The organism is Ensifer sp. GW823-FHT05D09 (assembly GCF_058795755.1).
Genome location: NZ_JBXAIA010000003.1, coordinates 277,819 through 291,016, shown reverse-complemented (window position 1 = coordinate 291,016; position 13,198 = coordinate 277,819). Strand labels below are relative to the sequence as shown.

9 protein-coding genes are annotated in these 13,198 nt (G+C 55.6%); 6 read left to right on the top strand and 3 right to left on the bottom strand.

Annotated features, from left to right (window positions below):
* The 6 genes from AC1Q80_RS11750 to AC1Q80_RS11725 all read left to right on the top strand — a co-directional run bounded on the left by AC1Q80_RS11750 (position 1) and on the right by AC1Q80_RS11725 (position 8,726).
* Complete coding sequence (locus tag AC1Q80_RS11750; RefSeq protein ID WP_492360535.1) at positions 1 to 2,304, top strand: TnsB C-terminal domain-containing protein; 2,304 nt, start codon at positions 1 to 3, stop codon at positions 2,302 to 2,304.
* Between the two features lie 11 nt (positions 2,305 to 2,315).
* The gene (locus AC1Q80_RS11745; RefSeq protein ID WP_492360534.1) at positions 2,316 to 3,254 is read left to right on the top strand and encodes a TniB family NTP-binding protein; all 939 of its coding nucleotides are present in this window, start codon (positions 2,316 to 2,318) and stop codon (positions 3,252 to 3,254) included.
* A complete protein-coding gene (locus AC1Q80_RS11740) occupies positions 3,251 to 5,119 on the top strand; it encodes a TniQ family protein (protein ID WP_492360533.1) in 1,869 nt (622 codons plus the stop codon). The genes AC1Q80_RS11745 and AC1Q80_RS11740 overlap by 4 nt, the downstream gene beginning before the upstream one ends.
* Positions 5,120 to 5,223: 104 nt before the next feature.
* Complete coding sequence (locus AC1Q80_RS11735; protein WP_492360532.1) at positions 5,224 to 5,988, top strand: metallophosphoesterase family protein; 765 nt, start codon at positions 5,224 to 5,226, stop codon at positions 5,986 to 5,988.
* 190 nt (positions 5,989 to 6,178) lie between these two features.
* Positions 6,179 to 6,775, top strand: coding sequence for a hypothetical protein (locus AC1Q80_RS11730; protein WP_492360531.1), 597 nt, complete (start codon positions 6,179 to 6,181; stop codon positions 6,773 to 6,775).
* Between the two features lie 40 nt (positions 6,776 to 6,815).
* Entirely contained in the window at positions 6,816 to 8,726 is a 1,911-nt protein-coding gene (locus AC1Q80_RS11725; RefSeq protein WP_492360530.1) for an AAA family ATPase, read from the top strand.
* Positions 8,727 to 8,791: 65 nt separating this feature from the next.
* Here the strand turns inward: AC1Q80_RS11725 and AC1Q80_RS11720 are convergent, their stop codons facing one another.
* The 3 genes from AC1Q80_RS11720 to AC1Q80_RS11710 form a co-directional block, all read right to left on the bottom strand.
* Positions 8,792 to 10,819: an AAA family ATPase gene (locus AC1Q80_RS11720; protein ID WP_492360529.1), complete on the bottom strand. Its 2,028-nt coding sequence runs from the start codon at positions 10,817 to 10,819 to the stop codon at positions 8,792 to 8,794.
* Between the two features lie 263 nt (positions 10,820 to 11,082).
* Entirely contained in the window at positions 11,083 to 11,811 is a 729-nt protein-coding gene (locus tag AC1Q80_RS11715) for a class I SAM-dependent methyltransferase (protein WP_492360528.1), read from the bottom strand.
* Positions 11,808 to 13,058, bottom strand: a complete 1,251-nt coding sequence (locus tag AC1Q80_RS11710; protein WP_492360527.1) for a BtaA family protein — start codon at positions 13,056 to 13,058, stop codon at positions 11,808 to 11,810. The genes AC1Q80_RS11715 and AC1Q80_RS11710 overlap by 4 nt, the downstream gene beginning before the upstream one ends.
* Positions 13,059 to 13,198 lie beyond the last annotated feature (140 nt).

Here is a 13,198-nt window from a genome sequence, read left to right as displayed (position 1 = left end):
ATGTCGATTGCGTCCGAAAAATTTGAGTTTCTCTTGGCCAAGGCGACAGCGATCCTGTCACCTCGCGATTTCAATCTGCCGGAAACGCCGGTCGATCAATACGACTCTCAGCTTCCTGGGATCGCCATGGGCGAGCGCATTGCCCTGTACCTGGCCGATAAACGGACGTTCTCCGTCTATGAATTCAAAGGCTGGCAGAATTCCGGTCCTGGAATGCCGAAAACAATGCTGTTCCACGAGTTCCAGTACGCGACGCCGTTTCCGATGACTGCGCACCAATACTTCTGGCTGGTGGGGCAAGGCCGGGCAATGAGTTTCAGCCTGCAGCCGGACGCTGGTCAGCCGCAAAATGCACTGAACCTGACGATCAATCAGCGTGAACGTGCTCATCGCGCCAAGGAATATATCGATTTCTATTTCAAGATCGTGGAGGAGCAGTACGGCTTCAAAGAGACAACGGTTGCCTTGCGAATTGCCAAGGCCGAAGTTGCAAAAATGAGGCAAGAGGACACGTGTCCCTCTGATGCAACGATGTACCGGTGGATCAGGAAGGCTCGGGTCCGGACCGATGATCCTATTGCCAAGATGGCCCCAAAGCGTAACCCCGGAAACACCAGTAAACGTAAGAGCGTGCGCTTCTATGAGGCTTTGCGGGAGGCTCTCATCATCGCCCTCAGCGATCCGGAGAGAACTTATCTCACCATCAAAGCGGCGATGGAAGCCCTGACCGCAGAAGGTGCAGAGTTCCATGATGTAATTGCCGAGTTTCGAAAATGCTCGGACCGGCATTACCAACGCATCCTGGAAAACGCCGATCCCTACAGCAAAATCTATCTCGGCCACGGTGCAGATGCAGCTGCTCGCCTGAGTTCGGCGAAAATGCGTTTGGCACTGCCAGATCATCCGCTCGATGTCGTCGATGTCGACTACACCACACTGGATGTTTTCGTCTTTGATCCGACGTCACGCTTTGCCTTTGGCCGTCCGAACATCCTGGTGTTTCGTGATCGCCACTCCGGTATCGTGTTGGGCTTCTATATCACCTTCGGTGCGCCATCGATCACCAGCTTTATCGCTGGTCTGAAACATGCGGCTTTCCCCAAGGACCCGGCGACCCTGCCTGAAGGGGTGACCTGGCCGTGGTTCGGGATTCCGTTCCGGATCGGTGTCGACAATGACATGCACTTGATCGGGAACGATATCCGCAGTGCCGCCCGCGAACTGGGTTTCACCCTGATCGAGTACCGGCCCGGGCATCCGTGGGAAAAGGGGGCAACCGAGCGCTTGTTCTCCATCCTGAACAAGCATCTCATCCATCGTCTGCCAGGTTCTACAGCCGGATCACCTAAGGAGCGTGACGAATTCGACGATGAGAAGGAGAAGGCCGTTCCACAGTTGCGACTGGACGAACTGCACGGGTTTCTGGCGCACTATTTCGCTGAGATTCACAATCGCAGCCTGAAGGCTGGTCTGGGGCCGCTGATCACGCTCGAAGATTATCCTTGTGATCGCTGGGACCGGGGTATCATCGGATCACCCACGCGTGCTCCGATCAACCCGGACGTCTTCACCCGCATCGTCGGTTACACCGATGGGGTGACCGTGCAGCGAGACGGCATCCGACTGGACTATCTGCATTACTGGTCACCAGAACTGCATGCGCTGAAGCAGCACCCGAACCACCGGGATGGCAAAGGCAAGCACAAAGGCACCACCTACCAGGTAACACGCGATCCGAACGAGGTCGGTTTTCTCTATGTCAACGACCCGTATCGGAACGTCGTGATCAAGGTGCCTGTAATTGATCGGGACGCCAAGTACGCGAGTGGCCTGACACTCTTCGAACATCAGAAGGCCATTAAGCACCACAAGGCGACGATTGGCAAAGTGACGGACAGCAAGGGCTTGATGAAGGCCCGTCGCGATCTGGAACTGCGAATGATGGAATTCCACAAGCGCCATCGGAAATACGACCCCGCAAAAGCATTGGCGAAATTCATCCGTTCGGATGCGGCCAAGGCCCGGCTGTCCAGGATCGTGGAACTGACACCTGACGAAGCCGTCGACACGCACATCGACTACTTCAGCCCCGAGGTCGCGACACCTGCGGTGAAATTGAGCGACAACCGTCGTAGCCGGATGCCCGAGCCTAGGGACGGCAATCAGGAGGTACCGACCACTCCTGCCAGCAATGACAGCGCCACGGGTGACGATGAGCCGGTGGGACGGGGAAGCCAAGAGAACGAACCTAATCCGGGCCAGCGCGACGACCGTGATCCGGATTTTGACAAACCTGATTTCTGAGAGGATTGCTTATGGAGCACAGGCGTAACAGCAAGCCGATGACGGCAGAGGAACGGGTCGAAGCGTCGAAGCAGTCGGCCAGTGTCCGGCAAGCATTGATGGAAACGATGCTGGTACCGTATCCGCAGTTTCGTGACGGGATCAAATTCATCAGGAAGTTCCACGTACCGGTAGAAGGCGGCAACCCTTCAGCCGGGCGAATTGGTGGACTTCTTGGCGAATCCCGCGTCGGGAAGACGGTGATCTGCAATTACTTCGTGTCGCAGAATCCACCTTTCTACGACGATGAAGGCGAGTTCTACCCGGTCGTATACGTCCAGGCTTCGGATGAAATGAAATTGCCGTCATTGGCTGACCGCATCTGCATCGCGACCGGTGCCCGTTCCTTGACGGTCAAGCATAAGCTGGTGGTCGATGCGACGCTGCTTCGCCTGGCGGCTGCAAAGACCCAGCTTCTGATCATCGATGATGCCCATTTCATGTACGATGGTCGCAACCAGACGGACCGGCGAAATTTCATCAGTTTCGTGAAGATGGTTGCGGACCAAAAACTGGCCAGCGTTTTGCTGGTGGGAGAAGACAGCATTCTCGACACGATTGACGCAACGCCGACGTTGTCAGGCCGAGGCTTTGTCTATGAGCACCTGCGTGCATTTTCGAAGCACGACGAAAGGAAGAACTTCCGGAACCTGTTGCTGGCCATTGAGGACCGCCTGCCATTCGCGCAACCTTCGAATTTCATCGAAAAGAGCATTTCTGACGATCTCCATCGCTTCAGCGGCGGTCTGATTGGGCGCTTGGTAAACCTCATTCAGCAGGCATCCTATTTCGCAATCGACGATGGTTCGGCTCAGATCATGCGCGAACATCTGCGAGATGCCTCACGGAGGCTGGTCCCGGCGCATCCGGATCGTTCCTATCGCTATTTCGAGATTGGAGCCAAGAAATGAGTTTGGATTTCAAGCTTGCGCGTCCATTCTCCCGGTGGCGATTGAAGCCGGAAATTGGTGAACCGTCCTATAGCTATTTCGCTCGTGAAGTTGCGGACGAAGGCCATGACAGCCTTCGGGTTTACGCAAACGAGATCGGCCTTGATGGGCGTAACATCAATCCGGAGCAGCTCTTGCACTCATTGGAGAAATTACCACTCGATCAGATGTACAAGGACCGTTTGAGGTACGCTACGCCCATTCTGAGAGAAGGGTTCTATTCGCTGGGGCATGAACGCCTGCGGCAAAAACAGGTCTCGTTCCAAACAAGGCGCTTCTGCCCGAAGTGTCTTTGCGAAAGCCGTTTTCACCGTGTCTGGTGGGATATCGTCGATCTCCACGCATGTCCCGTTCACGAGGTTCTCTTGGCGACGGATGTGCAAGGCCATCGCTTGAACTGGAACTGGCCGCACTTCGATAATTCACCTCAGGGTTACCCCCTCCCGAAGGTAAGTGTGACACAGACCGAGGGGGCCTCTCTCCGCCTCCATTCCTTCATTCTCTTCCGGCTGACTTCGGGTGAGCGAGAAAGCGGTTCGCTCGCAGGATACGATCTCTTCGATATTATCGATGGCGCAACCTTCTTTAGCCGGTGGATGCAAAGTGATAACCCCGCAAAGCTTGGTCTGCCATCGGCAGTTGATGTCGAATACGGTTTCTCGATCCTTGAGCTTGAAGAAGGTGACTTGCGTGAATGTATCCGGGACTGGCTCGTAGCCAAAGTGCCTGCGGAGGCCTTGCGCAATGGCTTCCATGCGTCGTTGCCAGGCTTTTCGGGCTATTGGCGTAACCGCCCGTGTAGCCGTTTGAGATCGTACATCGAGACGGTGTTGTTCGAAGAATTTGCCAAGGTCGGCACCTTGGGACGCAAGTTCGTGCGGTACCGGCCCTCGGAGCGATGTGAACGGACGCTGTTGGAAGCCGCTCGGGAACTTGGCTTGCCTCCAAAAGGGGTGAGCAAGTTCGTGCAGCAACTCGGTCTCTTGCCGGATGCAAAATGGAACGGCGATGCCTTGTCGTTCAACGAGGACACGTTTCGAACGCTGAAGGACGCCGTCGAGGATTTGATCCCGTCGACCGACACATGGGATATTGCAGGGCTTCCCGGTCACGAATTCCGCGTGCTGGTCAAGGCAGGCAAGGTCAAGGAATTCCATGGATTGCCGGTCGATGGAAAACGCGGTGGCCGGGTCTCGGCCCGAGCCGTAACCAGCTTGATCCGGAAAGTGACAGAATCAGTTGAGCGAGAGCCCAGGCGCGGGATGATGACGTTTTTTTCGTATGCCAAGCATCTTGGTATCAGCCAGGGCGATCTGGCACTGCGCATCGTCGAAGGAAATCTGGTTGCCGACGCTGTCAACCCAGAGAGGCCTGGATTCAGATCGATGTACTTCAATGCACCTCAGATCGGGTCTGGCGCTCGGAGCGATGTCGAGGTTACAGAGAACGCGCATGACAGAGCTGATGTCGCCACCCTTTGGGAATGCTTCCGTTCGCGTTTGAAAGAGGTATGCCCGGCATTTAAAGTCCCGGACGATGCCGGTGCCGAATTTCAGATTTTCACGAGCAACCGCAAGCTCGCGATGGCGGTCTCGGTCGACCCCTCCGCTTTCTGCCTCGTCTTGACCCTGCATCCGGAACTTACCCGTCGCAGGTGGGACCGTTACCTGGAGGATAAGGAGGAATTGCGCCGCGTCGCGGCTTCGGGGCGCTGGACCCCGACAGTGGACGGCAAGGGTTTCGCTGTAACGTTCAATGTCACGACGCGGTATCAGGCCCGGGAAATGGCGACAGTGCTGAACGGTCTCAAGCTCATCCTGGCGTGACTGATCTCGCCGTCAAGCCTGTGCTTGTTAATGACGTATTGTGATACCAAGTATATGAAACAACAACAGTTCCTGCATCCTGTAAAAACAGTGGCATCGTCGATATGAACAAGAAGACCTTGATAGCTGTCGGCGACATCCATGGGATGGCTCATGTCCTGAAACTTCTGTTGCAACACCTCGAAAACGAGTTCTCCCCGGAAGACGCACAGTTCGTTTTCCTTGGCGACATTATCGACCGGGGGCCGGATTCGCTTCCGGCGGTAAATCAGGTCTGCAGGATCATCGAGACGTTCCCAGACTCTGTGATGGTCCTTGGGAATCATGACTTCTATATGCGTAACCTCGCCAATCTTTCATTAGCGAGAGACGAAGAAGACCGGTGGTTTGCTCAAGGGGGCATGAACACATTGGAATCCTACGGTTTGGACGACGGTGACCTGGTCGCCGCAGGAAAGGTACTTCGGCGCGTAAGGCCCAGACACGTCACCTTATTCGAGAATGCCGTTTCGCATTTCGAGACCGAAAACCATTTCTTCGTTCATGCCGGAGTTGATCCGGAGGTGCCGTTGTCGGAGCAATTAGCGCACGACCTGATGTGGATCAGGAAAGGGTTTCTCGATCACACGTTACCATTTGAGAAAATGATCGTTCACGGCCATTCGATAACGCCGTCGGAACTGCCGGAAGTTCACTCCAATCGCATTGCCATCGATACCGGTTCGTATCGGACGGGCAGAATTACGGCGGCTATCTTCCGTGCTGACATCCTAAGCGGGTTTGTATCTGCCGAAATCGATAATGACGGTGAACGTGTCCGTCTATTTGACGCTTCCGCAGAGGAAGTCGAGTGTTTTCAGGCAGCGTGAACTTACTGCCTTGGGCGCGGTGAAACGCTTGGTAAACGGCGATAGCCGGATGAACACCCGTTGACATTCGATATTTTGTTCTTTATTTGTTCCATTCATGACGAAACTCGCGCTACACCTACTACGAATAACGCCTTGATCGCTGCCTCCGATTGGAGGCCGTTCCCACGCGTTTACGTGAGTAGTTCAGATGAGTGTTGAACCGTCGTCTTCTCAATCCTGGAAGACAGTATCCCAGGGCCAGATTTTCTACCCTTCAGCTACAATCCGATGTGATGGCCCTGTGATCTTTCGCAGCCAGTTCGCCAGAGATGTGGCTTGCCTCCTCGACGTTGATGACGTCGTTACTGAATGGCGATGCCAGTCGCTGTCGTTCGTCAATGGATGCGATACCTATCGACCTGACCTCGTAGCCCGAGTTGATGATCATCTCGTTGTGATCGATGCGATCACCGATGATACGCCATCGTGGATCGCGGAGGCGGTCTATCAGAGTGGTCATAAGTATGAAGCGGTGCGCCGCCCTGATCTGCCCGCGATCCGGCTGAAAAACGCAAAAGACCTTCTTCGATATGGAAAGTTCCAGGCGGGTCTGGAGGATCGCGTACGGCTTCTGGCCGCTTTGGACGAACACGGAACCCTCACGCTAGCCGAATGCCTATCGGTGTTTCGAGAGACCCGGCCAATAGCAGGCCTGGCGTCCATGGTTCTCAACCGCTTCATCGAGATTGATCTGGACGAAGCGTTGATCGGACCCGAATCCACCGTCCGCCGCCGTCGCGGCTGACCTCCGGTTTCGAAAGCAGCTGGGCTGCTCCGAGGTTATTATGTTCAAGAGAAAATCGAAGGTTGCGAAATCCGCAGAAGACTGCGCGTTGTTGTGCTCTATGAAGAGAGCCCTGAAATCCCACCCTGTGTTTGCCAAAGGTGGCGAGGGGATTTTGGTGTTAATCACGCCCGAAAACCACGTACCCGCGCGTTATGGTACAGCCATTCTAGATGAACTGTTTCCGGATGACGACTTCCGGCGCGATGATCGAGGCTTCATGTACGTCCTGAAGGGCGACAAGCTGTCGAAGACGCTGAACGATTTCCGGGATGATTGCCTGAAGAAGCGAAGAGCCATCATCGTCGTCGAGCATGGCGCGTCGATTCCGGCCGAAATCGGTATCGGGGCAGACGTCGTTGCTGACATTCCTCCAGTGAACCACCGAGATTTGCAGATCGCCTGTCGGGTTGTTCTGGGGATCAGAGTGACTGTTCAGGCGGCGCAACAGGCTATGTCTTATCCCGAACGGCTCTTGTGGGCGGCGTTGCGTCCTGGTCGGCCTATCTCGACGGTTTTGGAACGCCTGGCAGCAGTACGGCCGGATGAAGACGATACGCCAACGCGTAGACCGGCTCGGGAGGTTCCTGCTCTGACAGACATGTTCGGCTATGGCGACGCGAAGGCTTGGGGAATGCAGCTCGCACAGGACTTGGCTGACTGGCGCAACGGCAACATTGATTGGGATGACGTTGACCGTGGCATTGTTCTGAGCGGCGCTCCTGGCGTGGGCAAAAGCATCTTTGCTCAGGCCGTAGCGAAACAGTGTGGCGTGAGACTGATCGCAACGTCACTCGGCCAGTGGCAATCAAGGGGGCATTTGGGAGACTTGCTGAAGGCTATGAGAGCCGACTTCTCGGCAGCAAGGGAAGCTTCGCCGTCCATTCTGTTCGTCGACGAGTTGGACTCAATCGGCGACCGGCAGAAGTTCAAGAATGACAATTCCGATTATTCGATCCAGGTCGTCAACGCCTTCTTGGAGCTGTTGGACGGTGTGGGTGGGAGAGAAGGCATCATCGTTATGGGTGCCACAAATCACTATGACAGGATCGACCCTGCCGTTGTTCGGTCGGGACGTTTGGAGCGACACGTGGTCATCCCGTTGCCAGATGCGGCCGACCGTGTAGGGATTCTGTCGCAACATGTAGATTTCTGTATTCCGGTTGATGAACTGCACAAGCTGGTCGTTCCGACACAAGGAATGTCCGGTGCCGACCTGGCCCAAGCTGCTCGCAACGCCCGGCGCATCGCACGTCGGGAAAAGCGAACGGTCACGGTCGATGATTTGCTGGAAGGATTGCCTGAAGTCTTCCGTTTGACCGATGATCACCGGTACGCAAATGCCATTCACGAATCCGGGCACACTCTGGTCGGGATCAAGCTCGGTGTCGGGAAATATGTTGGTACTCGCGTGGTCGAGCAAATTTGCCTCGGTAAAGGTGCCAGCAATCAGGCAGGGGCTGCCTATTTCGAGATGCCCATCATCGCGCACCGGGGACGAGCCAACTACGACAACCAGATCGCGATGACCTTGGCAGGTCTGGCAGCCGAAGAACTCGTTTTCGGTGAAACCTACGACGGCGCGGGTGCTGGTCCGTCGTCTGATCTTGCAAGAGCAACGAGGCTGGCCACAATGATGGAAACGACACTGGGAATGGGGGCATCATACCGTCATTGTGGGGCAACAGATGACGATGCCTTGGAAAATCTGCGACGGAGTGATCCGGAGTTGAGGGGAAGGATCGACGCGAAGCTTGCCAAGGAGTTCAGCAGAGCAAAAGAAATTCTGGAAAAGGAACAAGATGCCCTGGTCGCTCTGGGCAAGGAATTGTTCGAACTCGGAGTCCTTGATTCTCAGAGAGTCAGCGAACTCATGAATGGGACGATTGGGAAAAAGAAGACAGCGGCTTAAGTCTCGATTGAGACCCGATGAAAAATTGCGTGACGCTGTCGAGCTGGACGGCGTCACGCAAAAGGTCAGGACAGCGCCTTATTGACCGCAGCAAATAGCTTTTCAAATTGCTCCACCTCTGTTTGCGAAAGGTGCGATGCGTCGTGATCCCTGCTCCAGCGGAGGAAGGCTTTCGCAAGTTTGTACTTGCTGAAGTCCCTTATTTCCTTCGCGAGGATATCGACAGCTGGTTTATCGGATTGCTTCTCAAAAACCGCTTTTACGTCGATCTCGAACTCAGACCTGACCACTTCAACTAGCGTCTCTCGTAGCAGGTCCTCGATTTCTGACTTTTCGACGGGATTTTTAAGGAAATCCTTCGTTCTCAGGATCGCCTTCTGTTTCAACGTGTGGACCAGAACTTCTTGCTTGGCAACGTCGTCCCCAGCACGGTCGGAATCTAGCAGGGCGGCAACCTTAAGGTTGTGAGCGTGAAGGATCGTGGCGAAATATGTTATTTTGCTAGCGGTTCCTGCGGGAATAAGTGCGACCTTCGGATCGAGGTGAACTTTCCCAGCTACGTTCAATAGGTTTGAAACGGCGTCGATATACCAATAGTCGGTCAGCCCCTCCAAGATGAAGTTCTTTTTTTTCGTAAAGAGGCTTTGAGCGAGATCATATCCAAGAGCCTCCTGTAACGGAAGCAGTCCGGCTGGATCGTTAGACGTCACGGTCGTGTGGACCTTGGTTCCAACTTTCCGGTCGGTCATTTCAACTACACGCACGAGATCGAGTTCGTCGCTGCCAACCAGGAATGGCGAATGCGTAGTGAAAATCGTCTGATTGTTTTCTGACAATCGGGTGATGGTTTTCTGGAATTCACGCTGCTTTAAGGCATGAAGGCTAACTCCAGGTTCATCGAGCAGGAGGATTGCATTCTCATAGTTGTCTTCAGCCTCGGCAAAAAAGACGACAAAGAATGACACAAGCCACTGAAAACCTTCTGACCTTTGATCCAATTCAACCGACACACCAAGATCATCTTCGACAACGACTTTGAGATATTGACCATCAGCAAGGACGCGTAGGCGATCTGCTTCAGCACGATCAGGATTTGGATTCCAGATCGACCTGATTTCCTCAGTAAGTCTGGCACTTGCCGCATCCAACTGATACTGACGCTCGTCGGCACGTCGTTCGATTGCTGACAGATTGCTTTCGCTGGCGTCTCTACGCTGATCGTCTGTGACCGTACCGGCTTTCGCTAACTCCTGCGCATCGAAACCAAGGAGTTTGAGTAAGCAGAGGTTGCCGTAGTCATATTTCTCGTCATCCATCAGTTTCTGTGAAACGCGCTGATGGAGGTGTGCTAGGTGGATACGGGGCCGAACACGGAAGTAGTTGTTCGACAGAACGAAAACGGGCACGCGTTGATCTAGGGTCGTGAGAACCTCGTCAGCTCCATCGGCGGCGTCGAGGGCAGCGACGATTGCGTCATATCGCTCTTCTATAGTTGATCCGGCGTCGATATGGCTGATTTGCTTCTTCAGCCATAACCTAATTTTTGCGCGGCTCTCTTTACTGAGGTAGTAGTTGGCGGAAATACCATCAAGTGCCGCTTCTAAATCGGTCGCCGTTTTCGTCGTGTCGGCTCCGGCATCAGTAGAGAGGCGCGCATCCACGTGTGCCGCAAGGCGATCAAGGTCTTTGCGGATTTGCGAGAGGGTAGTTCCGGACGTGCTCAGGTCACAGCTGTGCGTGGCGCTGTTATCGAGATACCTGGTTAATGTGTATGTATTGACCTTGTCCCTGAAGCTTTGTGGAAGGGCGTCCCGATCTTCCTCTTCCAACGAGAATGTTGCCGTCACCACCTTTGAAAGGCTGGGTTTCACCTTGCCGCGCGTGATGTCGTTGTACAGCGACCTGGGATAGTCTCTTAACGCATCGAGCTTTGGAACACCCTCGGGCCGCTTCAGATGCTGGATGGCTTGGAGGATTGCGGACTTACCAGCTTCATTCGGTCCAACCAGTATCGTTTTTTGACGCTCGATATCGATGACGCCTGTATCTTTTATGCTTCGGTAATTTGTCACCCTGACAGTTTTAAGCTTCATTGCATTTCCTCCAGCCTTACCGAATATGCTCGTTCAGGCGGCAGGAAATGGCAATTGCTTCAACGCTACAATCCTCAGCTGTTTTCAGCTGGGCGACGACATTGAGAGCGCTGACCTGCGGCAACAGCTTGGCGCAATACTAATCGATCACTCTCCTCTGAGAACGTTGACGGTGGCTTCGGCTGCGACTAGCATCAGATGTGTCGCTAAGTCATTGCGTTTGCAAAGGTTGCGTCGGCTACTCGCATTTGAATTGGCTTGTTTTAGGAGAAAGCCAAGGTTTCCCAATGACCTTTATTCTCATGCGATGTGTCGGGCGATAATGCCGCGGCCGAAGGGCGGTGGTAGACTGCAAGCCAGGCATAACCACGACCGATGGCCCGGCGCTCGAGCTGTGCGCCGTTGCGCCTGGCGCGCTCTGCCAGCACCTCGAACAGCGTTTCGCGCGGCGTCACATGGAAACGTTTGAGCCAGCCGCGCAGCAGGCGGCGGAAGCTTTCCGGCAGCCGTTCCTGCTGGCCGAAATCGGCGATATGCAGCGAGCCGCCGGGGTTGAGCGCGGCAATTGCCGCGTCGATCGCACCCTGCCAGTCCGGTATCATCGACAGGGAATAGGAGATGACGATCCGGTCGAAGCCGACTTCGCCGAACGACCGCGGCTCGAAGCTGGTCGCGTCGGCCACACGCAGCATGGCGGGGGATCTGCCGCGGCGGCTGAGCTTGGCTGCGGCCGAGGCGAGCATCTCGGCGGAGATGTCGAGACCGAAGAGCCGGGCTCTCGGAAAGCATGTGCCGATCAGCGCGAGGTTGCGTCCCGTGCCGCACCCGACTTCGAGAACGGAGGCGCCGGGCTCCACGTTCAGCTCGCGGATCAGCGTGTCGCGGCCGAAAAGATAGTATTTGCGCGTCAGATCGTAGACGTGCCTCTGGTAGCGGTACATGTGGTCCATGCGCCGCTGATGGCTGATCTCGCTCTGGTGCACCTCGCTCATGCCTTCTTCCTGTAGATGTGGAAGCCGCCATAGATGGCCGAGCGATCGGCGTTGCCGAGCTTCAGCGATGTCTCGGCATCATAGTGCCACTGCTCCATCAGTGCCGGCGAGAGACGGCCGGTGAGGATGCTGTCTTCGGCAGCAGTGCGGAAGATGACGGTCGCGTCTGCAGCAGCGGTGCGGGTGATCTCGGTCCACAGGTCGTTCAACCGCTGGTCGTTCATCCAGTCCTGCGCGTCGAGCAGGACGTAGCGGTCGACCGATGCGGCCGGCTTCTTCGCCAGAAGCTCGGTGAAGCTGGCATGATGGACCTGAACGTCCTCGGCGCGGTTGCGGATCGTCTCATAGTTATCGGTGTGCAGGTAGGCCGGAAGGTCGCCCTCATGCGGCAGGGGATAGCGTCTCGCGAAGGCCTGCCAGGCGAAGTAGTTTTCCCTGAGCGGAAAATGGCACGTCAGCTTTTCAAGGCGATGGCGAAGCACGGCGGCCAGCGACTTGTCGGCGCTGAGGCTTGCCAGTTCGTCGAATTGCTGCGGCGGGATGCCAAGGCCGAACAGCGAGCTTTTCTGGCTGGTGATCCAGCGGATGAACGGACGCTCGAACAAAGGCGCCAGCCGTGTATCGAAAAACTGGCGCTGCTCGCGCATGGAGCGTGCCTGGACGAACTCTTCCGGGTTGACGCCGTGCAGACGTGCCAGGATGTGGCTGGCAGCGATGAAGCGGCCGAGCAGGCCGGTGCGATAGATGTTGCGGCCGAAGACGCCGATGCGTCGACGCCCGCTGACGCTGCGGCCGTTCCAGTAGCTTCGGGTCGCCTGGTCGACCTTCGGGGCGATGAACAGATCGAATGCCTGGACGTTCGATTGGGTGCCCTGCGTCGCCAGGAACCGCACGACGTCCTTATGACCAGGCAGGTGGCGGAAGGCGGCAAGCTTCAATCGGTTGAGCGCGATGTGGTGTGGGTTGAGATCGACGACGTCGATGCGGCTGGGGCCGGCCGAGAGATAGGTCAGCATGTTGCAACCGCCGGAGCCAATGGTGACGATGCGGTGCCCCGGGCGAAGCTGCATGGCTTCCATGTCGACGATAGGGTCTTCCCAGATCTGTGGATAGACGAGGCCGGAGAAGAGCAGGCCGAACAGGCGCTCGGAGAGGCCAGCAAGCGAGAAGGTCTTGTGTTGCAGGAGGGCGTTTTTCAGCTTCGGATTGTTTCTGCCAAAGCCGACATCAGGGGCAAGTTCGGTCATCTCTGCCGCTCATCCAGTTGAAACTTAGCCGCTTCTAAAGTGACTCCGCTACACTTTGATGACGGGGTTTTTCACAGCTCCCGCACTGCACAAAAATAGCTGACTACGATTTTTCACCCATAAGAATTCATTAAACCCTG

What these genes read in the sequence shown, in the direction of transcription:
- AC1Q80_RS11750 (WP_492360535.1), top strand. Translation starts at nt 1, where the DNA reads ATGTCGATTGCGTCCGAAAAATTTGAGTTTCTCTTGGCCAAGGCGACA.
- AC1Q80_RS11745 (WP_492360534.1), top strand. Translation starts at nt 2,316, where the DNA reads ATGGAGCACAGGCGTAACAGCAAGCCGATGACGGCAGAGGAACGGGTC.
- AC1Q80_RS11740 (WP_492360533.1), top strand. Translation starts at nt 3,251, where the DNA reads ATGAGTTTGGATTTCAAGCTTGCGCGTCCATTCTCCCGGTGGCGATTG.
- AC1Q80_RS11735 (WP_492360532.1), top strand. Translation starts at nt 5,224, where the DNA reads ATGAACAAGAAGACCTTGATAGCTGTCGGCGACATCCATGGGATGGCT.
- AC1Q80_RS11730 (WP_492360531.1), top strand. Translation starts at nt 6,179, where the DNA reads ATGAGTGTTGAACCGTCGTCTTCTCAATCCTGGAAGACAGTATCCCAG.
- AC1Q80_RS11725 (WP_492360530.1), top strand. Translation starts at nt 6,816, where the DNA reads ATGTTCAAGAGAAAATCGAAGGTTGCGAAATCCGCAGAAGACTGCGCG.
- AC1Q80_RS11720 (WP_492360529.1), bottom strand. Translation starts at nt 10,819, where the DNA reads ATGAAGCTTAAAACTGTCAGGGTGACAAATTACCGAAGCATAAAAGAT.
- AC1Q80_RS11715 (WP_492360528.1), bottom strand. Translation starts at nt 11,811, where the DNA reads ATGAGCGAGGTGCACCAGAGCGAGATCAGCCATCAGCGGCGCATGGAC.
- AC1Q80_RS11710 (WP_492360527.1), bottom strand. Translation starts at nt 13,058, where the DNA reads ATGACCGAACTTGCCCCTGATGTCGGCTTTGGCAGAAACAATCCGAAG.